Source organism: Enterobacter sp. JBIWA008 (genome assembly GCF_019968765.1).
GTDB lineage: Bacteria > Pseudomonadota > Gammaproteobacteria > Enterobacterales > Enterobacteriaceae > Enterobacter.
This window is the reverse complement of record NZ_CP074149.1, coordinates 4,671,575-4,692,138: the sequence shown is the minus strand read 5'-3', so window position 1 is coordinate 4,692,138 and position 20,564 is coordinate 4,671,575. Positions and strand designations below refer to the sequence as shown.

Below are 20,564 nucleotides of genomic sequence, written 5' to 3'. Positions count from 1 at the left end.
GAACTTCTGACATCACCATTTTTACAGATAGTTAATGGAATCGGTTACAGAATTTTCATAAAAAGTGTGAGGAGCGTTAAATTTTTCGATCCGTCTTCAGCCTTCTATGGGATCGACGTCCAGTACCCACTTCACTTTCCGCGCTTCCGGCAGCGTGTTGATGAGCGCCAGCGTGCCGCTGACGATATGCTGCAGGCGAACCCGCGAAGGGTGCTGAAGTAAGATTTGCCAGCGGAAACGTCCGCCGCGCTTTGGTGCGAGAGCCGGTACCGGGCCCAGAATCCACAGCTGATTATCCACCAGCGGGCTGGCCTGCAGGAGGTTTCTCAGCTGCTGCAGGAAAAGCGGCGCCTGCTGGTTGTTATGGTCTTCCGCGCGGATGATGACGTGGCTGGTCCACGGCGGCAGCTGCATGGTTTGGCGCTCGGCCAGCGCCTGCTCGGCAAAGGCGTCATAGCCTTTATGCAGCAGGGTTTGCAGCAGCGGGTGCTCAGGATGGTGCGTTTGCAACACCACTTCACCCTGTTTACCGGCGCGGCCGGCGCGCCCTGCCACCTGGGTATAAAGCTGGGCGAAGCGCTCGGCTGAGCGGAAATCTGCCGAGAACAGCGCGCCGTCTACGTCCAGCAGGGCGACCAGCGTCACGTCCGGGAAGTGGTGCCCTTTGGCCAGCATCTGGGTGCCAATCAGGATGCGTGCGCCACCGCGATGCACTTCCGCCAGCTGCTGTTCCAGCGCGCCCTTGCGGCTGGTGGTGTCCCGGTCGATACGCGAAATCGGCACGTCCGGGAAGAAAGGGCCAAGCGCCTGTTCCAGCTGTTCCGTTCCCAGCCCCACCGGCACGATATGCGTGGAACCACACGACGGGCACTGGCGCGGCACCGGGCGCTGGCTGTCGCAGTGGTGGCAGCGCAAATGCCGCTGGGCCTGATGGAAGGTGTAGTAATGGTCGCAGCGCGGGCACTCGGCAATCCAGCCGCAGTCGTGGCACAGCAGCGCGGGCGCGAAACCGCGTCGGTTAAGGAACAGGATCACCTGGTTGCCCGCCTGCAGGTGCTGGCGCATGCGGGTGATAAGAGCGGGCGCTAGCCCCGCCTGAACCTGCTGGCCTTTCAGATCCAGCACGTGCTGAATGGCCGGACGGGCATTCCCCGCCCGACGGGTCAGGCGCAGCATGTGGTATTTACGCTGGCGAACGTTGTGCAGCGTTTCGAGCGCTGGCGTGGCGGAGCCGAGAATAATAGGAATTTGTTCGCTATGGGCACGATAAACTGCCAGATCGCGGGCGTGGTAGCGCCAGCCTTCCTGCTGTTTATAGGAGCTGTCATGCTCTTCGTCGATGACGATAACCCCGAGATTTTTAAACGGTGTAAACAGCGACGAGCGGGTGCCGATGACAATCGCCGCTTCGCCATTTTTCGCTTTCAGCCAGGCGCTGAGGCGTTCGCCGTCGTTCAGGCCGGAGTGCAGCACCTCAACCGGCGCGTTAAAGCGTTCGCGGAATCGGGCGATGGTTTGCGGCGTCAGGCCAATTTCCGGCACCATCACCAGCGCCTGTTTGCCCTGAGCGAGCACGTTTTCCAGCACGCTCAGGTAGACTTCGGTCTTGCCGGAACCGGTGACCCCCGCCAGCAGCCAGGCAGAGAAATGATCGGAGGCGCTATGAATCGCGCCCACGGCGGTGGCCTGTTCGGTATTCAGACGCAGGCGATCCCCTGAAACGGAGAAACTTTCCCGCCAGTCGTGAAGAGCGGGTGCTTCGCTGGCCAGTTCGCTTAGCCCTTTTTTTCTTAAGGTCTGTAGCGCTGTTTCGCTGACCTCAAGCTCGTCGACCTGATGTCGCCAGATTTTTCCCTGACGCAACGCCGCCAGCGCCTGCTGCTGTTTCTGCGATCGCTTCAGGCTGTTGATGTCCACCGCCTGACCCTGCTCGGTAGCAAACCAGTACCACATTGGCGCATGGCTGGCGCTCTTGCCCTGGCGCAGCATGATAGGCAGGGCGTGGAACAGAACGTCGCCAATCGGGTGATGGTAATAATCCGCCGCCCACAGCAGCAGTCGCCAGGTGCTGGTGGAGTAAACCGGCTCGCTGTCCAGCACCTCAACGACCGACTTCAGTTCGTTAAGCGGCAATTCGCTTTTATCGCTGACGGAGACAACGATCCCCACGCGCTGTTGTTTGCCAAACGGCACGGTCACGCGGCAGCCCGCTTTGGCGCTCATGCTGTCGGGCAGCAGATAGTCAAAGGTACGGGGAAGCGGAACGGGCAGGGCAACGTGAGCGACGGGCATCGAATCTTCCTGACTTGAAAAGTGGCGCGTTAGTATACACATTAGTAAAAGCGGCGTGCGGATCAGTTTGCATACGTTGGTCAAATTCTGTATGATTCGCCGCCTTTGGTGTACTTTACGCCAAAGAACTTACAATCAACATCGCGTGGTGTCTGGCGTTAGGGCTGGAAGAGCGACGCGGCCTTAACTGAGGTTCTCCCATGAAAAAAGATATTCACCCGAAATACGAAATGATTACTGCAAACTGTTCTTGCGGTAACTCTATCCAGATCCGCTCTACCGTGGGTCACGATCTGAACCTGGACGTGTGCGGCAAATGCCACCCGTTCTACACTGGTAAGCAGCGTGACGTTGCAACCGGTGGCCGTGTTGACCGCTTCAACAAGCGTTTCAGCATCCCGGGCGCTAAATAAGTTTCCCGAAAAAAAGGCACCGCAAGGTGCCTTTTTTGTATCCGTTTCTCAGTATTCCCACGTCTCCGGGTCAATACCCAGTTCACGCATGATCACCTTCGCCTCTTCCGGGATTTCATCACTGCGCTCTTTGCGCAGATCTTCATCGTTCGGCAACGGTTGACCGGTAAACGCATGCAGAAACGCTTCGCACAGCAGTTCGCTGTTGGTCGCGTGGCGCAGGTTGTTCACCTGACGACGCGTACGTTCATCGGTGAGGATCTTCAACACCTTCAGAGGAATGGAAACCGTAATTTTCTTTACTTGCTCACTCTTCTTACCGTGCTCAGCGTATGGGCTGATATATTCGCCGCTCCATTCAGCCATGAGATACCTTTAATCCTCTCAGTCATTTATCTAAAGGTGCAAAACCTGTAACCACCCGTTTTGAACCGCAATCTTGCCTAGTTTACCGTAGAGACGATACCGTGGCACGGATATTGCCGCTGCAGCGTGCACTAAAGCATATAATTTTAACGGCTATTTGCGCATTGCTCAATCTATACGCAAAGAAGTTTAGATGTCCAGATGTATTGACGTCCATACTTTCAATGTTTACTCTGGTGCCTGACTTTTCACCTCATTCGCCAGGAAGCCCTCACCATGACGCGTAAACAGGCCACTATTGCAGTGCGTAGCGGATTAAATGATGACGAGCAGTACGGCTGCGTTGTCCCGCCGATTCATCTTTCCAGTACCTATAACTTCACCGGATTTAATGAACCCCGCGCGCATGATTATTCGCGTCGTGGCAACCCTACGCGTGACGTGACCCAGCGCGCGCTGGCCGAGCTGGAAGGTGGCGCAGGTGCAGTATTAACCAATACGGGGATGTCCGCCATTCATCTGGTGACCACGGTGTTCCTGAAACCGGGCGATCTTCTGGTCGCGCCGCACGACTGCTACGGCGGCAGCTATCGCCTGTTTGACAGCCTGGCGAAACGCGGCTGCTATCGCGTGCTGTTTGTCGATCAAAACGACGAACAGGCGCTGAAACAGGCTCTGGCAGAGAAACCAAAGCTGGTTCTGGTGGAAAGTCCAAGTAATCCATTGTTGCGCGTTGTCGATATTGCGAAAATTTGTCAGCTCGCAAGGGATGCGGGAGCGATAAGTGTAGTGGATAATACGTTCCTCAGTCCGGCCCTTCAGAACCCACTCGCACTGGGTGCCGATCTGGTATTGCATTCATGCACTAAATATCTGAACGGCCATTCTGATGTTGTGGCGGGCGTGGTGATTGCTAAAGATCCCGACGTTGTCACCGAACTGGCATGGTGGGCTAATAATATTGGCGTCACCGCAGGTGCCTTCGACAGCTATCTGCTGTTGCGCGGCATCCGCACGCTATCGCCGCGCATGGACGTGGCGCAGCGCAATGCCCAGGCGATTGTCGATTTCCTGAAAACCCAACCGCTGGTGAAGAAGCTCTATCACCCGTCGCTGCCGGAAAACCAGGGGCACGAGATTGCCGCGCGTCAGCAGAAAGGGTTTGGCGCGATGTTAAGTTTTGAACTGGACGGTGACGAGCAAACGCTGCGTCGCTTCCTGAGCGGGCTGTCATTGTTTACGCTGGCGGAATCCTTAGGTGGGGTTGAAAGCTTGATCTCCCACGCCGCGACCATGACGCACGCAGGTATGGCACCCGAAGCACGTGCCGCCGCCGGGATTTCCGAGACGCTGCTGCGTATCTCAACCGGTATTGAAGATTCTGAAGATTTAATTGCCGATCTGGAAAATGCCTTCCGGATCGCAGCCAAGGGGTAATCATGAGTGTGATAGCGCAGGCAGGGGCGAAGGGTCGTCAACTGCACAAGTTTGGTGGTAGTAGTCTTGCTGATGTGAAATGTTACCTGCGTGTCGCAGGGATCATGACGGAATATTCACAGCCGGGTGACATGATGGTTGTCTCGGCGGCGGGCAGCACCACCAACCAGTTGATTAGCTGGCTGAAACTGAGCCAGACCGATCGCCTTTCTGCGCATCAGGTGCAACAGTCCTTACGCCGTTACCAGAGTGAGCTGATTGCCGGCCTGCTGCCTGCGGACGTGGCGGACGGGCTAATTAGCGCCTTCACGCATGACCTTGAGCGTCTGGCCGCCCTGCTGGACAGCGGGATTACCGACGCGGTGTATGCCGAAGTAGTGGGCCACGGTGAAGTGTGGTCTGCGCGCCTGATGGCCGCCGTGCTGCAACACCTGGGCGTAGAAGCGGCCTGGCTCGACGCGCGTGATTTTCTGCGCGCCGAACGCGCCGCGCAGCCGCAAGTGGATGAAGGGTTGTCCTACCCGCTGCTGCAACAGCTGCTGGTGCAGCATCCGGGCAAACGTATTGTCGTCACCGGCTTTATCAGTCGGAGCAACGCGGGCGAAACCGTGCTGCTGGGCCGTAACGGTTCGGACTACTCGGCAACGCAGATTGGTGCCCTGGCGGGCGTGTCCCGCGTCACCATCTGGAGCGACGTGGCCGGTGTTTACAGCGCGGACCCGCGTAAAGTGAAAGATGCCTGCCTGCTGCCGCTGCTGCGTCTCGATGAAGCCAGCGAACTGGCGCGTCTGGCCGCGCCGGTGCTGCACGCCCGCACGCTGCAGCCGGTTTCCGGCAGCGATATCGACCTCCAGCTGCGCTGCAGTTACACCCCGGATCAAGGCTCCACGCGCATTGAGCGCGTGCTGGCGTCCGGTACCGGGGCGCGTATTGTCACCAGTCACGACGACATCTGCCTGATTGAGTTCCAGGTGCCTGCGGGCCAGGACTTCAGGCTGGCGCATAAAGATATCGACACGATCCTGAAACGTGCTCAGGTGCGTCCGCTCGCCGTGGGTGTCCACAATGACCGTCAGCTGCTGCAGTTCTGCTATACCGCTGAAGTGGCGGACAGCGCGCTGAAAATTCTGGATGAAGCTGGCCTGCCGGGCGAGCTTCGTCTGCGTCAGGGGCTGGCGCTGGTGGCGATGGTGGGCGCGGGCGTCACGCGTAACCCGCTGCACTGCCACCGCTTCTGGCAGCAGCTGAAAGGCCAGCCGGTAGAATTTACCTGGCAGTCGGAAGAGGGCATCAGCCTGGTCGCCGTGCTGCGCAAAGGGCCAACCGAGAGCCTGATTCAGGGTCTGCACACCTCCCTGTTCCGCGCGGAAAAACGCATCGGCCTGGTGCTGTTCGGGAAAGGCAACATCGGTTCCCGCTGGCTGGAGCTGTTTGCCCGCGAACAGGTGACGCTCTCGGCGCGTACCGGGTTTGAATTTATTCTTGCGGGCGTGGTGGACAGCCGCCGCAGCCTGCTGAACTACGAAGGGCTGGACGCCAGCCGCGCGCTTGCCTTCTTTAATGATGAAGCCGTAGAACAGGATGAAGAGTCGCTGTTCCTGTGGATGCGTGCACACCCGTATGACGATCTGGTGGTGCTGGACGTCACCGCCAGTGAACAGCTTGCCGATCAGTACCTGGATTTCGCCAGCCACGGTTTCCACGTCATCAGCGCCAACAAGCTGGCGGGGGCGAGCAGCACCGATAAATACCGTCAGATCCACGACGCGTTTGAAAAAACAGGGCGCCACTGGCTTTATAACGCCACGGTAGGGGCTGGCCTGCCGGTTAACCACACCGTGCGTGACCTGATTGAAAGCGGCGACAGCATTCTGGCGCTGAGCGGTATCTTCTCCGGCACGCTCTCCTGGCTGTTCCTGCAGTTTGACGGCACCGTACCGTTCACCGACCTGGTGGATCAGGCGTGGCAGCAGGGCTTAACCGAGCCCGATCCGCGCGTTGACCTTTCCGGTAAAGACGTGATGCGTAAGCTGGTGATCCTGGCGCGTGAGGCCGGTTACGACATCGAGCCGGATTCCGTACGCGTCGAATCACTGGTGCCTGCCGGCTGTGAGGATGGTTCTGTGGACCATTTCTTTGAAAATGGTGAAGAGCTGAACGAGCAGATGGTACAGCGTCTGGAGGCGGCGAACGAGATGGGGCTGGTACTGCGCTACGTGGCGCGTTTCGAGGCCAACGGAAAAGCGCGAGTCGGCGTCGAGGCGGTGCGTCCTGAGCATCCGCTGGCGGCGCTGCTGCCGTGCGATAACGTCTTCGCCATCGAAAGCCGCTGGTATCGCGATAATCCGCTGGTGATCCGCGGTCCTGGCGCGGGGCGCGATGTCACCGCTGGAGCAATTCAGTCCGACATCAACCGTCTGGCTAAGCTGCTGTAACTCGTCACCCTGGCCCTCTCCCCGCACGGTGGGAGAGGGCTCCTGTCAGGTCAGATTAAACCAACCGGTTTTTCGCATCCGCTATCGCCTGCGCCACCTGCTTCGGCGACACGCCGCCTTTCGCGGCACGTTTATCCAGGCAAGACTGCAGCGCAAGGATCGGATACACATCATCCCCGATAACCGCGCTGAACTTCTGCAGGTCGGCCAGCGCCAGATCTTCCAGCGGTTTACCCTGACGAATGGCTTCCACTACCGCTTCACCCACGATATGGTGCGCTTCACGGAAAGGTACGCCTTTCGCCACCAGATAATCCGCCAGTTCGGTAGAGTTCGCATAGCCCTGCTGGGCCGCTTCCTGGCAGCGCGGACGTTTCACCTGAATGCCGTCCAGCACCAGCGCGCCCATATGCAGGCAGTCCAGCCAGGTGTCGAGGGCGTCGAACAGCCCTTCTTTGTCTTCCTGCATATCTTTGTTGTACGCCAGCGGCAGCCCTTTCAGGGTCATCATCATGCCGGTCAACGCGCCCTGCACGCGGCCACATTTGCCGCGGATCAGCTCCAGCGCGTCCGGGTTTTTCTTCTGCGGCATCAGGGATGAGCCTGAGGTCACGCGGTCGGACAGCTCCACGAAGCCCGCTTCGCCAGAGTTAAAGAAGATCAGGTCTTCGGCAAAGCGCGACAGGTGCACCATCCCGATAGACGCATTGGAGAGCAGCTCCAGCACGTGGTCGCGGTCGGACACGCTGTCCAGGCTGTTGCGGGTGGCGGAGGCAAAGCCCAGCCAGCCTGCCAGCTGCTCACGGTCGATTTCATACGCCGTACCGGCCAGCGCGCCGCTGCCCAGCGGGCTGACGTCCAGACGTTTCAGGGTATCCTGCAGACGGCTTTCGTCACGCGCCAGCATCTCGACGTAGGCCAGACACCAGTGCGCGAAAGTCACCGGCTGGGCGCGCTGCAGGTGTGTATAACCCGGCATCACCGCGTCCTGGTTGTTCTGCGCGGTCTCCACCAGCGCGCTCTGCAGCTGACGGTTAGCCGCCAGCAGGTCGCCAACGGTATCTTTACACCACAGCTTCAGGTCGGTGGCGACCTGGTCGTTACGGCTGCGCCCGGTATGCAGCTTTTTACCCAGCTGGCCGACTTTGTCGATAAGCTTGCCTTCCACCCAGCTGTGAATATCTTCAGCATCGCTTTCGAGGATCTGATGCGGGTTAAGACGCACCTCTTCCAGCAGGTTGTTCAGCGCGTCCTCCAGCCGTAATTGTTCGTCTGCGGTCAGTACGCCCACCGTCACCAGCGCCCTGGACCAGGCCACAGAGCCGACAATATCCTGTTCGGCCAGGCGGTAGTCGAAGCGCAAAGAGTCGTTGAACTGTTTGAACCGCTGATCCGCTGCCTGTGTAAAACGCCCACCCCAAAGTGCCATAACATGCTTCCTTAAATATCTTTGAATTTCATTGCCCGGTAGCGCTGCGCTTACCGGGCCTACAAATCATTAAATCGATTACGCCAGAATACGCGTGCCAATCGGCGTGCCGTTAAACAGCGCCGGCAGTTGTTCCGCGTGACGCCAGGAGGCGATATCCACTGGGCGGCCCAGCGTGCGTGCGGCATCCAGCGCGGCGTTCACTTTGACGATCATGCCGTCGGTAATAATGCCCTGAGCAATCAGCTGCTCGGCTTTCTCAGCCGTCATTTCCGCAATGCGCTGGCCTTTGCCGTCCAGAATGCCGCTCACGTCGGAGAGCAGGATCAGATCCGCGCCCAGCGTTGCCGCCAGTGCGGTTGCCGCCTGGTCAGCGTTGACGTTCATCAGCGCGCCTTCTTCTGTCACGCCGATAGAGCTCACCACCGGCAGGAAACCCCCTTCCAGCAGCGTGTTAATCAGCTTAGGCGAACCAGGCTGCGCCAGTCCAACGTGGCCGAGCTCTTCGTCGAGCTGGGTCACTTTTACGCTGTCGCCATCGCCCAGATAGAGGCCAACGGACGCGATGTGGTGTTTCTTCGCCCACGCCAGCAGCGTTTTGTTCGCCGTACCCGCCAGCGCGCCGGTAATGATGTCAATCTGGTCAGCAGGCGTCACGCGCAGGCCGTTCTTCTTTTTCACCGGCAGGTTGAGCCCTTTCATCAGCTCATCCACCACGCAGCCGCCGCCGTGCACAATCACCAGCGGACGCTGGTGTGATTCGCGATAGTTCACCAGCGCGGTAAACAGACGCTCCAGCGCTTCTTCGCTGTCCAGCAGTACACCACCGAGTTTGATAATTAATGGGTTCATCATCACACCTTAAATAAGAGCCTGCGTTTCCGGGAAACCGAAACGAATATTTGCACACTGCATTGCCTGTGCGGCAGCGCCTTTGAGTAAGTTATCTTCTGCGGCGACCACAATCAGATGCTCGCCCTGCACGGCAAAGCCGATGTCGCAGAACGGCAGGCCGACCACGTTTTTCAGCGCCGGCACGCCTTTATCGTACAGGCGCACCAGCGGTTTATCCGCATACGCCTGCGTGAAAGCCTCGTTCACCTGCTCTTTGGTCACGCCGGGCTTCAGGCGGCAGGTAATGGTTTCAAGGATCCCGCGCGGGAAGCTGCCCAGGTGCGGCGTGAAAATCACCTCTGCGCCCAGATGCGTCGTGATTTCAGGATGATGACGGTGATTAAACACGCCATACGGCTGAAGGCTCACTTCGCAGAAGCTGTTGGAAATAGCGGCCTTGCGTCCTGCACCGCTCACGCCGCTGGTGGCGTTGATCACCGGCCACTGGCTCAGATCCAGCAGGCCTGCGTCGATCAGCGGCTTCAGGGAAAGCTGCGCCGCCGTTGGGTAGCAGCCCGGCACGGCAATCAGGTCCGCTTCTTTTAGCTTGTCTGCGCTCCACTCAGCCAGACCGTACACCGCTTTTTCAAGCAGCTCCGGATGCTGGTGGGTGAAACCGTAATATTTTTCGTAAAACGCGCCGTCGTTAACGCGGAACGCGCCGGAAAGGTCAAAGACCACGCAGCCAGCCGCCAGGAACTGCGGCGCCAGGTCGTGGCTAACCTCGTGCGCGGTGGCTAAAAACACCACGTCGACGCCGTCGGTAAACTCGCTGATGTCAGACATGGGCTGCAGCGGCAGATCGACAATGCCCTTAAGCTGCGGATGCAAATCGGAAATTAACTTTCCTGCATCATTGCTTTGCGCTGACACGGTCAAAGCGGTTATGGTCATATGTGGATGGCGATTCACGTAGCTTACAAGCTCTGCGCCCGCATAACCGCTAGCGCCTACAATCAGCGTATTCAACATCGGGTTCCTTTATGCTCAACGTTAATGTATTTTTATTCACATTTATTGCATGAATATTGATACTATCACGACCTAAGGTGTGTCAACAATGAAAATGAACTTACCGCCATTTATCGAGATCTACCGCGCCCTGATTGCCACTCCGTCCATCAGCGCAACGGAAGAAGCGCTGGATCAGAGCAATGAGTCTTTAATCAATCTGCTGGCGGGTTGGTTTAGCGATCTTGGGTTTAACGTTGAGGTTCAGCCTGTCCCCGGAACCCGCCACAAATTTAACCTTCTTGCCAGCACCGGAACAGGTGCGGGCGGCCTGCTGCTGGCCGGTCATACCGACACGGTGCCGTTTGACGATGGCCGCTGGACGCGCGATCCGTTCACCCTGACCGAGCACGATAATAAGCTCTATGGTCTGGGCACCGCCGACATGAAAGGCTTCTTCGCCTTTATCCTCGACGCGCTGCGTGACGTGGACGTAGCGAAGCTGAAAAAACCGCTCTACATTCTGGCGACCGCCGATGAAGAAACCAGCATGGCGGGCGCGCGCTACTTCTCTGAAAACACGTCGATTCGCCCGGATTGTGCGATCATCGGCGAGCCGACGTCTCTGCAGCCGATCCGCGCGCATAAAGGCCATATCTCTACAGCCGTGCGCGTCTTGGGTCAGTCCGGCCACTCCAGCGATCCGGCGCGCGGCGTGAACGCCATTGAGCTGATGCATGACGCCATCGGTCGCATTATGACCCTGCGCGACGATCTGAAAGAGCGGTATCACTATGACGCGTTCACCGTGCCGTATCCAACGCTGAACCTCGGCAGCCTGCACGGCGGAGATGCTTCTAACCGTATCTGCGCCTGCTGCGAACTGCATATGGACATCCGCCCGCTGCCGGGCATGACCCTGAGCGATCTCGACGGCCTGCTGAACGAGGCGCTGGCCCCTGTGAGCGAGCGCTGGCCGGGCCGCCTGACGGTCTCCGAACTGCATCCGCCGATCCCGGGTTACGAATGCCCGCCGGACCATCAGCTGGTTGAGGTGGTGGAAAAGCTGCTCGGTGAGAAAACCGACGTGGTGAATTACTGCACTGAAGCGCCATTTATTCAGACCCTTTGTCCGACGCTGGTCCTTGGCCCGGGCTCCATCAACCAGGCCCACCAGCCGGATGAATATCTGGAAACCCGCTTCATCAAGCCAACCCGCGAACTGATTACCCAGGTTGTGCATCACTTCTGCTGGCATTAAAACCGCACCGTACATCCCATAGGGGAGAGGACTGCCCGGTGTGGTTTTTCCCCTTTACTCAAAGAAGGGTAAGGTCCTGGGGGAGGGGATGTCTCACTCCCCATCATGAACTTTCTTCATCTTTCCTGAGCAAACCTCACCGTTATTGTTGATTATTTATGTTGACGTCCCTCCGCTTTTCCGTCATTTTTACATCTGGACGTCTAAACGTATAGAAGTTCACAACACAACAGATAACGACATGCGATTGATAGAGGTAAGGTATGAGCTTTTTTCACGCCAACCAGCGGGAAGCACTGAATCAGAGCCTGGCCGAAGTAAACGGCCAGATTAACGTCTCTTTTGAATTTTTCCCGCCGCGCACCAGTGAAATGGAGCAAACCCTGTGGAGCTCTATCGATCGTCTCAGCAGCCTGAAACCGAAGTTTGTCTCCGTGACTTACGGCGCTAACTCCGGCGAGCGTGACCGTACGCACAGCATCATTAAAGGCATCAAAGATCGTACCGGTCTGGAAGCGGCGCCGCATCTCACCTGTATCGACGCGACCCGCGATGAGTTACGGGCTATCGCCCAGGATTACTGGGATAACGGCATTCGTCATATCGTCGCACTGCGCGGTGACCTGCCGCCGGGCAGCGGTAAGCCGGACATGTATGCCGCCGATCTGGTCGCGCTGCTGAAAAACGTGGCTGACTTTGATATCTCCGTTGCCGCTTATCCTGAGGTGCATCCGGAAGCGAAAAGCGCCCAGGCCGATCTGCTGAATCTGAAGCGTAAGGTGGACGCCGGTGCGAACCGCGCCATTACTCAATTCTTCTTTGATGTTGAAAGCTACCTGCGTTTCCGTGACCGCTGCGTCTCCGCGGGCATCGACGTTGAAATTATCCCGGGTATTCTGCCTGTCTCTAACTTCAAGCAGGCGAAGAAATTCGCTGATATGACCAATGTCCGCATTCCGCTGTGGATGTCCAAAATGTACGAAGGGCTGGATGATGACCCGGAAACCCGCAAGCTGGTGGGCGCCAATATCGCGATGGACATGGTGAAAATTTTAAGCCGTGAAGGGGTGAAAGATTTCCACTTCTATACGCTGAACCGCGCGGAGATGAGCTACGCCATTTGCCATACGCTGGGTGTTCGTCCGGCGTAATAAGCACAAAGCCCTCGTATCACGAGGGCTTTTTAGTTACGTGGATAGTTAAAAGGTATGAGCTATCGAATCTGTGGATTAATTCAACTATAACTTATTGCTAGTGGTGTATATCGTAACGGTAACACTGTAAAAGGGAGCATAGCGATGAGCACGTCAGACGAGACCAATAAAGCGGCATCAGTCGGCAAATGCCCGTTCCATCAGGGCGGTGTCGATGACAGCGCGGGCGCAGGTACAAGCAGCCGCGACTGGTGGCCAAAACAACTCCGTATCGATCTTCTTAATCAACATTCCAATCGTTCGAACCCGCTGGGTGAAGACTTCGACTACCGCAAAGAATTCAGCAAGCTTGATTATTCCGCCCTTAAAGGCGACCTTAAAGCACTTTTAACCGACTCCCAACCGTGGTGGCCTGCCGACTGGGGCAGCTATGCGGGCCTGTTTATCCGTATGGCCTGGCACGGCGCGGGTACCTATCGCTCCGTTGACGGGCGCGGTGGAGCAGGACGCGGTCAACAGCGCTTTGCGCCGCTGAACTCCTGGCCAGATAACGTGAGCCTGGATAAGGCACGCCGTCTGCTGTGGCCAATCAAGCAAAAATACGGACAAAAAATTTCCTGGGCCGACCTGTTTATCCTCGCGGGTAACGTGGCGCTGGAGAACTCCGGCTTCCGTACCTTTGGTTTCGGTGCCGGGCGTGAAGACGTCTGGGAACCAGATCTGGACGTGAACTGGGGTGATGAAAAAGCCTGGCTGACCCACCGTGACCCGGAGGCGCTGGCGAAGCGTCCGCTGGCCGCCACCGAAATGGGCCTGATCTACGTTAACCCGGAAGGGCCAAACGCCAGCGGTGAACCCCTGTCAGCGGCCGCGGCGATCCGCGCCACCTTTGGCAACATGGGGATGAACGACGAAGAGACCGTTGCGCTGATTGCGGGCGGCCACACCCTCGGCAAAACCCACGGCGCGGGTGATGCGACGCACGTCGGCACCGACCCAGAAGCCTCGCCGATTGAAGCGCAGGGCCTGGGCTGGGCCAGCACGCACGGCACGGGCGTTGGCGCAGATGCCATTACCTCCGGTCTGGAAGTCATCTGGTCACAAACCCCGACCCAGTGGAGCAACTACTTCTTCGAGAACCTGTTCAAATACGAATGGGTGCAGACCCGCAGCCCGGCGGGTGCGATTCAGTTTGAAGCCGTGGACGCGCCGGAAATCATGCCCGATCCGTTCGACCCGTCGAAAAAACGCAAACCTACTATGCTGGTTACCGACCTGACGCTGCGTTTTGACCCGGAATTCGAGAAAATTTCCCGCCGCTTCCTGAACGATCCGCAGGCCTTCAACGAAGCCTTCGCGCGCGCGTGGTACAAGCTGACCCACCGCGATATGGGGCCAAAATCGCGCTACCTTGGCCCGGAAGTGCCGAAAGAAGATCTGATCTGGCAGGACCCGTTGCCGCAGGCGGTGTTCAATCCGTCGAAAGAAGACATTGAAAGCTTGAAAGCGGAAATCGCAGCATCTGGCCTCTCCGTGAGCGAACTGATTTCCGTAGCATGGGCGTCCGCCTCAACCTTCCGCGGCGGCGACAAGCGCGGCGGCGCCAACGGCGCGCGTCTGGCGCTGGCTCCCCAGCGTGACTGGGATGTGAACGCCGCGGCGGTTCGCGCGTTGCCGGCTCTGGAAGCTATCCAGCGCACCACCAACAAAGCCTCTCTGGCCGATATCATCGTGCTGGCGGGCGTCGTGGGCGTTGAGCAGGCGGCGAAAGCGGCAGGCGTTTACGTCAACGTTCCGTTTACGCCAGGCCGCGTGGATGCGCGTCAGGATCAGACGGATATCGAGATGTTTAACCTGCTTGAACCGATTGCCGACGGCTTCCGCAACTACCGTGCGCAGGTGGATGTGTCCACAACTGAATCAATGCTGATCGACAAAGCCCAGCAGCTGACGCTGACCGCGCCGGAGCTGACGGTGCTGATCGGTGGCCTGCGCGTGCTGGGTGCCAACTTTGATGGCAGCAAGAATGGCGTGTTCACCGACCGCGAGGGCGTGCTGAGCAACGATTTCTTCGTGAATCTGCTGGACATGAACACCCAGTGGAAGGCGACAGACGAATCTAATGAGCTGTTTGCCGGAAGCGATCGCGCCAGCGGTGAAGTGAAATATACCGCTACCCGCGCCGACCTGGTCTTCGGTTCTAACGCCGTCCTGCGCGCGCTGGCAGAGGTTTACGCCAGCGATGATGCGCATGAGAAGTTCGTCCGCGACTTCGTTGCCGCATGGGCGAAGGTGATGGATCTGGACCGGTTTGATCTGCAGTAACCATAGTGCCGGGTGGCGCTAACGCTTATCCGGCCTACGGGTAAAAAAATCCCCGCTGATGCGGGGATTTTTATTCACTCTATTTACTCCCACTCCTGCAGGAACCGCTGCCCATACTGGTCAGCCACCAGCAGCGCGGCATACACCTGATCCGGCGTTACTCCGCCGGGCATGTTGTGAATAGTTTCCCCTTCGGCACAGGAGGCTTCAGCGATCAGACGCATTTTGGACGGAATATCCTCTTTGATGTTCAGCTGCGCCAGCGTGATCGGCAGCCCAACGCTGTGACAAAGCGCCGCGACGGTCTCTATTTCTTCTACCGGCGCGTTTTCCAGTACCAGCTGCGTCAGCGTACCAAACGCCACTTTTTCACCGTGATAGAAGTGGTGCGCGTCCGGTACCGCCGTCATTCCGTTATGAATAGCGTGTGCCGCCGCCAGCCCGCCGCTTTCAAAGCCTACGCCGCTGAGATAGGTATTGGCTTCGATAATGCGTTCAAGAGCAGGCGTCACCACATGCTGTTCTGCTGCCAGCATGGCCTTTTCACCCTCTTCAATCAGCGTGTTGTAGCACAGCTCGGCCAGCGCGAGTGCTGCCTGCGTACATTTGCCGCCCGCCATGGTGGTCGCGCCGCTGCGCGAGCAGGCGCGTGCTTCAAACCAGGTCGCCAGCGCATCGCCAATCCCGGCGGCCAGCAGGCGCGCAGGTGCCCCTGCCACCACTTTGGTGTCGACAATGACCATGTTCGGGTTGTGCGGCAGCATCAGGTAGCGATCGAACTCACCGCTGTCGGTATAAATCACGGAAAGGGCACTGCACGGCGCGTCGGTGGAGGCGATAGTTGGCGCAATGGCGACGGGGACGTCCATAAAATGGGCCAGCGCTTTGGCGGTATCCAGCGTTTTACCTCCGCCAATGCCCAGCACCGCCAGACAGTCTGCGCTGTCGGCCAGCTTCTTCAGACGATCGATTTCATTTTGTGAACATTCGCCGCCAAATGGCGCGATTTCGGCATGCAGTTCGGCTTTTTTAAAACTTTGTCGCAGGGTCTCTTCAGCAAAACCCAGCACAAATTTATCGCCGACGACCAGCCAGCGCTTGGCCAGAGGTTTCAGATAGTCGCCGAGACGGGTAAGCGCATCAGCGCCCTGGATGTATTTTCCCGGCGATTGAATGATACGGTCCATAACAGTTCTCCCTTAGAGGTTGAGGTTACCAAACGCGTTTTTCCAGTCCTGCTCGAACTTCTCTATTGCTGACTCTACCGCCGGCGTGCCGAGCATTTGTTGCGCTACGTCTAAGGGAAGCGTGATTGCCTCGCATCCCGCCAGCAGGCAGTCCAGCGCCTGGCGCGGCGTTTTGAAGCTTGCGGCCAGCACCCTGCTTTCCGGCGCGTGCATTTCCAGCAGGGATTGCAGCTCCTGGACCATGCGAATTCCATCACCGCCCTGAGCATCAACGCGGTTTACATAGGGAGCGACATATTTCGCTCCCGCCAGCGCGGCGAGCAAACCTTGAGCGGCGCTATAAACGGCGGTTCCCAGCGTGGTAATCCCCTCTTTTTTCAGCGCCTTGATCGCGGTAAGGCCCTCTGCCGTGACAGGGATTTTCACCACAATGTCCGGGATGGCGTTACTCAGACGTTTGGCCTCCGCCACCATGCCTTCGGCATCGCGGCTCATGGTTTGGGCAAACAGCGTGCCTTCTGGTCCAATGGCTTTTTGCAGACGCGGCAGCACGTCCCAGATGGATTCACGGCTGGCGGCGATGATGCTCGGGTTGGTGGTGACGCCCGCCATGGGGAAGACGCGCGCCAGGCGTTCAACTTCCGCCACGTTGGCGGTATCCAGGTACAGTTCCATTATTTTTCCTTAAGTCAGAAAGGTTGAATAAAGGATAAGGCGCGGGCAGGCAGGGCGGATACAGGCCAATTTTGCCAAATACTGGACAAATGTAATGTCCTTAGTGAAGTGCGAGAGCGATCACAATGCTATTTTTTGGCGATCAGCTCGCTGTGATACTGGCGACGATATTCGGAAGGGGAACGTTCGGTGTGCTTGCGAAAGAGACGGCAGAAGTAATTGCTGTCTGTAAACCCACAGCTTGCGGCGATATCTTTGATTTTAAGATCGTAGCCTTTCAGCAGCTGGCGCGCGTGTTCGAGCCGCGTTTGCGTCAGGTATTCGTTGAATCCCACGTTGCCTGTATTCTGAAAGAGGTGGGAAAGGTAGTTCGGCGAAATGTAGAAAGCCTGCGCCACGGATTCACGGGTTAACGCCGAAGCATAATGTTCTTCGATGAAGCGGCGAATAGCCTCAAACAGGGCGCGGCTGCGGCTGGCGGTGTGGATATCGCTGCCAAGCAGATCCCGGCAGTGGCTGAGCAAGCTTAATACCACCAGTATCGCGGTGTCTTGCTCATCCGGCTGCATCTGTAATTCGGTTAGCGTCTGCAGAAGAAAAGCACCCGTTCGCGGACCGCGACGGGGAACCTGGAGCTGCTGCAAAAGCGTATTGTCATGCTGTAACTCGATAGTCAGCAGCTGCTTACCGAAATGTATGCTCAGGGCGTTTGACGATGGATGCGTTAAGTGTCCAAAGGATGAAAATATCGCCTCACAGGGGGTATCAAGGGTAATGACGAGGCAGGGAGATGTTCGGGGTTGCTGTTCAGCCATCGCTGAGAAGTGAATCTGACCCAGCGGTAACGTGCGGTTCACCAGGTTTGCCAAAATTCGGGTGATATCGGAATGCATGAGAAGACTACCGAAATGTGACGGGCAGCGCTAACGCTTACCCGGCCTACCTGTCGTAGGTCCGGGCAAGCGCGGCGCCGCCGGGCATAAAGTATTAGCCGGTGTTACGCATACCTGCAGCAACGCCCGCAATCGTCACCATCAACGCTTGTTCAACGCGCGGATCCGGCTCTTTACCTTCTTCTTCCGCCAGACGCGAACGGTGCAGCAGCTCTGCCTGCAGGACGTTCAGCGGGTCGGTGTAGATGTTACGCAGCTGAATAGACTCGGCAATCCACGGCAGGTCCGCCATCAGATGTGAGTCGTTGGCGATGTCCAGCACCACTTTAATGTCGCCTTCCAGCAGTTCGCGCAGCTCTTTACCCAGCGCCCACAGCTCAGGTTTCACCAGACGCTGGTCGTAGTATTCCGCCAGCCACAGGTCAGCTTTCGAGAAGACCATCTCCAGCATGCCCAGACGGGTAGAGAAGAACGGCCAGTCGCGGCACATGGTTTCCAGTTCGTTCTGTTTGCCGTCTTCCACCACTTTTTGCAGCGCGGCACCGGCACCCAGCCAGGCGGGCAGCATCAAACGGTTCTGAGTCCAGGCGAAGATCCACGGGATCGCGCGCAGAGATTCTACGCCACCGGTTGGGCGACGCTTCGCAGGACGTGAGCCCAGCGGCAGTTTACCCAGCTCCTGCTCAGGCGTGGCCGAGCGGAAGTAAGGCACGAAATCTTTGTTTTCACGCACGTAGCCGCGGTACAGATCGCAGGAGATATCAGACAGCTCGTCCATGATATGGCACCAGGATGCTTTAGGCTCTGGCGGCGGCAGCAGGTTTGCTTCAAGGATCGCGCTGGTATAGAGCGACAGGCTGCTGATGGTCACTTCCGGCAGGCCGTATTTGAAGCGGATCATCTCGCCCTGCTCGGTGACGCGCAGGCCGCCTTTCAGGCTTCCCGGCGGCTGCGACAGCAGCGCTGCGTGTGCAGGTGCGCCGCCACGGCCAATTGAGCCACCGCGTCCGTGGAACAGGGTCAGTTCAATACCGGCTTTCTCGCAGGTTTTGATCAGTGCGTCCTGCGCCTGATACTGCGCCCAGGATGCCGCCATCACGCCCGCATCTTTCGCAGAGTCGGAATAGCCAATCATCACCATCTGTTTGCCCTGAATAAAGCCGCGGTACCAGTCGATATTCAACAGCTGGGTCATGACGTCGTTGGCGTTGTTCAGGTCGTCGAGGGTCTCAAACAGCGGGGCGACCGGCAGGGCGTAGTCGATTCCCGCTTCTTTCAGCAGAAGGTGAACGCCCAGCACGTCGGACGGCGTCTTCGCCATGGAGATCACATAGGCGGCCACCGATCCTTTCGGTGCGTCCACGATCGCTTTACAGGTGTTGAGCACTTCGCGGGTTTCGTTGCTAGGCTCCCAGTTGCGCGGCAGCAGAGGGCGCTTCGAGTTCAGCTCGCGGATCAGGAAGGCCTGTTTGTCGGCTTCGGACCAGCTTTCATAGTCGCCGATGCCGAGATAGCGGGTCAGCTCGCCCAGCGCTTCGGTATGACGGGTACTTTCCTGACGTACGTCGATACGCACCAGCGGTACGCCGAAACACTTCACGCGGCGCAGGGTGTCGAGCAGTTCGCCGTTAGCGATGATGCCCATCCCGCAGGCCTGCAGTGATTTATAGCAGGCATACAGCGGCTCCCAGAGCTGTTCGTTCTGGCTGAGCAGTCCTTCTGGTTTTGGCAGGCGCTGACCTTTCAGACGCGCTTCCAGCCAGGCCTGAGTGGCCATCAGCTGACCACGCAGTTTTTTCATCAGGAAACGATACGGCTCGCTGGCGCCTTCTTCGCCGGCCAGCGCGCGCAGTTCCGGCGTCGCTTCAACCATCGACAGCTCGGAGATCAGCACCTGAATGTCTTTCAGGAACAGGTCGGTCGCTTTCCAGCGGCTCAGCAGCAGGACGTGACGGGTGATCTCCGCGGTCACGTTCGGGTTGCCGTCGCGGTCACCGCCCATCCAGGAGGTGAAACGAACCGGAACAAAGTCGACCGGCAGACGGTAGCCAAGGTTCTCTTCCAGCTGTTCGTTCAGCTCGCGCAGGTAGTTCGGTACCCCTTCCCACAGGCTGTTTTCCACCACCGCAAAGCCCCATTTGGCTTCATCTACCGGGCTAGGGCGATGCTTACGAATTTCATCGGTGTGCCAGGATTGGGCAATAAGCTGGCGCAGACGGCGCATCAGCTGGTTGCGTTCGTAGTCGGCAATGTCTTTGTTATCTAACTGCTTCAGGCAGTTGTTCACTTCCACCATTTTGTGGATCAGGGTGCGACGGGTAATTTCGGTTGGATGTGCGGTGAGCACCAGCTCCAGCGAAAGAGACTCCACCGCTTTTTTGATGGTGGCCTCGTTGAGGTCTGGCTGGTCTTTCAGTTTACGAAGGGTGCGGGCAATGACTTCCGGGTTGCTTGCCGCTTCGCCATTTGGCGAGATGCTGTGGTATTGCTCAGCGGTATTGGCCAGGTTCAGGAACTGGCTGAATGCGCGTGCAACGGGCAGCAGCTCATCGTTAGAGAGATTCTGCAAGGTGGTGAGCAGCTCCTGACGACTGGCCTCGTTACCGGCGCGGGAAGATTTAGACAGCTTGCGGATGGTTTCAACGCGGTCGAGAATGTTCTCCCCCAACGCATCTTTGATGGTATCTCCAAGCACTTTGCCGAGCATACTGACATTACTACGCAACGCGGAATATTGTTCGTTCATAAAAACCCAGTCACCCCATCATTTTTGTTTATGCCCAGGCGAAAATTTTCTGGACATTATTTTGTCATCTCCCTTTATAAAGCCACGTAAAACCCCCGTCGTCAAT

General features: G+C 57.9%; 15 protein-coding genes. 6 read left to right on the top strand and 9 right to left on the bottom strand.

The features are described 5' to 3' along the window. Positions 1 to 96: 96 nt before the first annotated feature. Complete coding sequence (priA, locus tag KGP24_RS22745; RefSeq protein WP_223561866.1) at positions 97 to 2,292, bottom strand: primosomal protein N'; 2,196 nt, start codon at positions 2,290 to 2,292, stop codon at positions 97 to 99. Positions 2,293 to 2,492: 200 nt separating this feature from the next. Between priA and rpmE the strand changes: the two genes are divergently transcribed. Beyond that, positions 2,493 to 2,705 (top strand): 50S ribosomal protein L31, encoded by a 213-nt coding sequence (rpmE, locus tag KGP24_RS22740; RefSeq protein WP_003862040.1) that lies wholly within the window; start codon positions 2,493 to 2,495, stop codon positions 2,703 to 2,705. 48 nt (positions 2,706 to 2,753) lie between these two features. Here rpmE and metJ read toward each other — a convergent pair whose 3' ends face one another. Continuing rightward, positions 2,754 to 3,071, bottom strand: coding sequence for a met regulon transcriptional regulator MetJ (gene metJ / locus KGP24_RS22735; protein ID WP_015966498.1), 318 nt, complete (start codon positions 3,069 to 3,071; stop codon positions 2,754 to 2,756). Positions 3,072 to 3,347: 276 nt separating this feature from the next. Between metJ and metB the strand changes: the two genes are divergently transcribed. Next, entirely contained in the window at positions 3,348 to 4,508 is a 1,161-nt protein-coding gene (gene metB, locus KGP24_RS22730) for a cystathionine gamma-synthase (protein ID WP_033146933.1), read from the top strand. A 2-nt stretch (positions 4,509 to 4,510) separates the two neighbouring features. Continuing rightward, positions 4,511 to 6,943 carry a bifunctional aspartate kinase/homoserine dehydrogenase II gene (locus KGP24_RS22725; RefSeq protein ID WP_223561865.1) on the top strand — a complete coding sequence of 811 codons (2,433 nt, stop codon included), beginning with the start codon at positions 4,511 to 4,513 and terminating at the stop codon, positions 6,941 to 6,943. Positions 6,944 to 6,998: 55 nt separating this feature from the next. Here KGP24_RS22725 and argH read toward each other — a convergent pair whose 3' ends face one another. The 3 genes from argH to argC form a co-directional block, all read right to left on the bottom strand. Then, entirely contained in the window at positions 6,999 to 8,372 is a 1,374-nt protein-coding gene (argH, locus tag KGP24_RS22720; RefSeq protein ID WP_223561864.1) for an argininosuccinate lyase, read from the bottom strand. A 78-nt stretch (positions 8,373 to 8,450) separates the two neighbouring features. Beyond that, the gene (gene argB, locus KGP24_RS22715) at positions 8,451 to 9,227 is read right to left on the bottom strand and encodes an acetylglutamate kinase (protein WP_121423298.1); all 777 of its coding nucleotides are present in this window, start codon (positions 9,225 to 9,227) and stop codon (positions 8,451 to 8,453) included. Positions 9,228 to 9,233: 6 nt separating this feature from the next. Then, positions 9,234 to 10,238, bottom strand: a complete 1,005-nt coding sequence (argC, locus tag KGP24_RS22710) for an N-acetyl-gamma-glutamyl-phosphate reductase (protein WP_223561863.1) — start codon at positions 10,236 to 10,238, stop codon at positions 9,234 to 9,236. Positions 10,239 to 10,326: 88 nt separating this feature from the next. Here argC and argE point away from each other — a divergent pair, with 88 nt between their 5' ends. The 3 genes from argE to katG all read left to right on the top strand — a co-directional run bounded on the left by argE (position 10,327) and on the right by katG (position 14,957). Further along, a complete protein-coding gene (gene argE / locus KGP24_RS22705) occupies positions 10,327 to 11,478 on the top strand; it encodes an acetylornithine deacetylase (protein WP_223561862.1) in 1,152 nt (383 codons plus the stop codon). A gap of 263 nt (positions 11,479 to 11,741) precedes the next feature. Further along, positions 11,742 to 12,629, top strand: coding sequence for a methylenetetrahydrofolate reductase (gene metF / locus KGP24_RS22700; RefSeq protein ID WP_223561861.1), 888 nt, complete (start codon positions 11,742 to 11,744; stop codon positions 12,627 to 12,629). A gap of 147 nt (positions 12,630 to 12,776) precedes the next feature. Beyond that, a complete protein-coding gene (gene katG, locus KGP24_RS22695) occupies positions 12,777 to 14,957 on the top strand; it encodes a catalase/peroxidase HPI (RefSeq protein ID WP_223561860.1) in 2,181 nt (726 codons plus the stop codon). A gap of 83 nt (positions 14,958 to 15,040) precedes the next feature. Here katG and KGP24_RS22690 read toward each other — a convergent pair whose 3' ends face one another. The 4 genes from KGP24_RS22690 to ppc all read right to left on the bottom strand — a co-directional run bounded on the left by KGP24_RS22690 (position 15,041) and on the right by ppc (position 20,458). Continuing rightward, positions 15,041 to 16,144: a glycerol dehydrogenase gene (locus KGP24_RS22690; protein WP_223561859.1), complete on the bottom strand. Its 1,104-nt coding sequence runs from the start codon at positions 16,142 to 16,144 to the stop codon at positions 15,041 to 15,043. Positions 16,145 to 16,156: 12 nt separating this feature from the next. Continuing rightward, the gene (gene fsa / locus KGP24_RS22685) at positions 16,157 to 16,819 is read right to left on the bottom strand and encodes a fructose-6-phosphate aldolase (RefSeq protein WP_223561858.1); all 663 of its coding nucleotides are present in this window, start codon (positions 16,817 to 16,819) and stop codon (positions 16,157 to 16,159) included. Between the two features lie 128 nt (positions 16,820 to 16,947). After that, positions 16,948 to 17,712: an AraC family transcriptional regulator gene (locus KGP24_RS22680; protein ID WP_223561857.1), complete on the bottom strand. Its 765-nt coding sequence runs from the start codon at positions 17,710 to 17,712 to the stop codon at positions 16,948 to 16,950. A 94-nt stretch (positions 17,713 to 17,806) separates the two neighbouring features. Continuing rightward, positions 17,807 to 20,458: a phosphoenolpyruvate carboxylase gene (gene ppc / locus KGP24_RS22675; protein WP_023309665.1), complete on the bottom strand. Its 2,652-nt coding sequence runs from the start codon at positions 20,456 to 20,458 to the stop codon at positions 17,807 to 17,809. Positions 20,459 to 20,564: the final 106 nt, after the last annotated feature.

Coding starts and splice junctions, on each gene's coding strand:
- priA (WP_223561866.1), bottom strand. CDS start 2,292: ATGCCCGTCGCTCACGTTGCCCTGCCCGTTCCGCTTCCCCGTACCTTT.
- rpmE (WP_003862040.1), top strand. CDS start 2,493: ATGAAAAAAGATATTCACCCGAAATACGAAATGATTACTGCAAACTGT.
- metJ (WP_015966498.1), bottom strand. CDS start 3,071: ATGGCTGAATGGAGCGGCGAATATATCAGCCCATACGCTGAGCACGGT.
- metB (WP_033146933.1), top strand. CDS start 3,348: ATGACGCGTAAACAGGCCACTATTGCAGTGCGTAGCGGATTAAATGAT.
- KGP24_RS22725 (WP_223561865.1), top strand. CDS start 4,511: ATGAGTGTGATAGCGCAGGCAGGGGCGAAGGGTCGTCAACTGCACAAG.
- argH (WP_223561864.1), bottom strand. CDS start 8,372: ATGGCACTTTGGGGTGGGCGTTTTACACAGGCAGCGGATCAGCGGTTC.
- argB (WP_121423298.1), bottom strand. CDS start 9,227: ATGATGAACCCATTAATTATCAAACTCGGTGGTGTACTGCTGGACAGC.
- argC (WP_223561863.1), bottom strand. CDS start 10,238: ATGTTGAATACGCTGATTGTAGGCGCTAGCGGTTATGCGGGCGCAGAG.
- argE (WP_223561862.1), top strand. CDS start 10,327: ATGAAAATGAACTTACCGCCATTTATCGAGATCTACCGCGCCCTGATT.
- metF (WP_223561861.1), top strand. CDS start 11,742: ATGAGCTTTTTTCACGCCAACCAGCGGGAAGCACTGAATCAGAGCCTG.
- katG (WP_223561860.1), top strand. CDS start 12,777: ATGAGCACGTCAGACGAGACCAATAAAGCGGCATCAGTCGGCAAATGC.
- KGP24_RS22690 (WP_223561859.1), bottom strand. CDS start 16,144: ATGGACCGTATCATTCAATCGCCGGGAAAATACATCCAGGGCGCTGAT.
- fsa (WP_223561858.1), bottom strand. CDS start 16,819: ATGGAACTGTACCTGGATACCGCCAACGTGGCGGAAGTTGAACGCCTG.
- KGP24_RS22680 (WP_223561857.1), bottom strand. CDS start 17,712: ATGCATTCCGATATCACCCGAATTTTGGCAAACCTGGTGAACCGCACG.
- ppc (WP_023309665.1), bottom strand. CDS start 20,458: ATGAACGAACAATATTCCGCGTTGCGTAGTAATGTCAGTATGCTCGGC.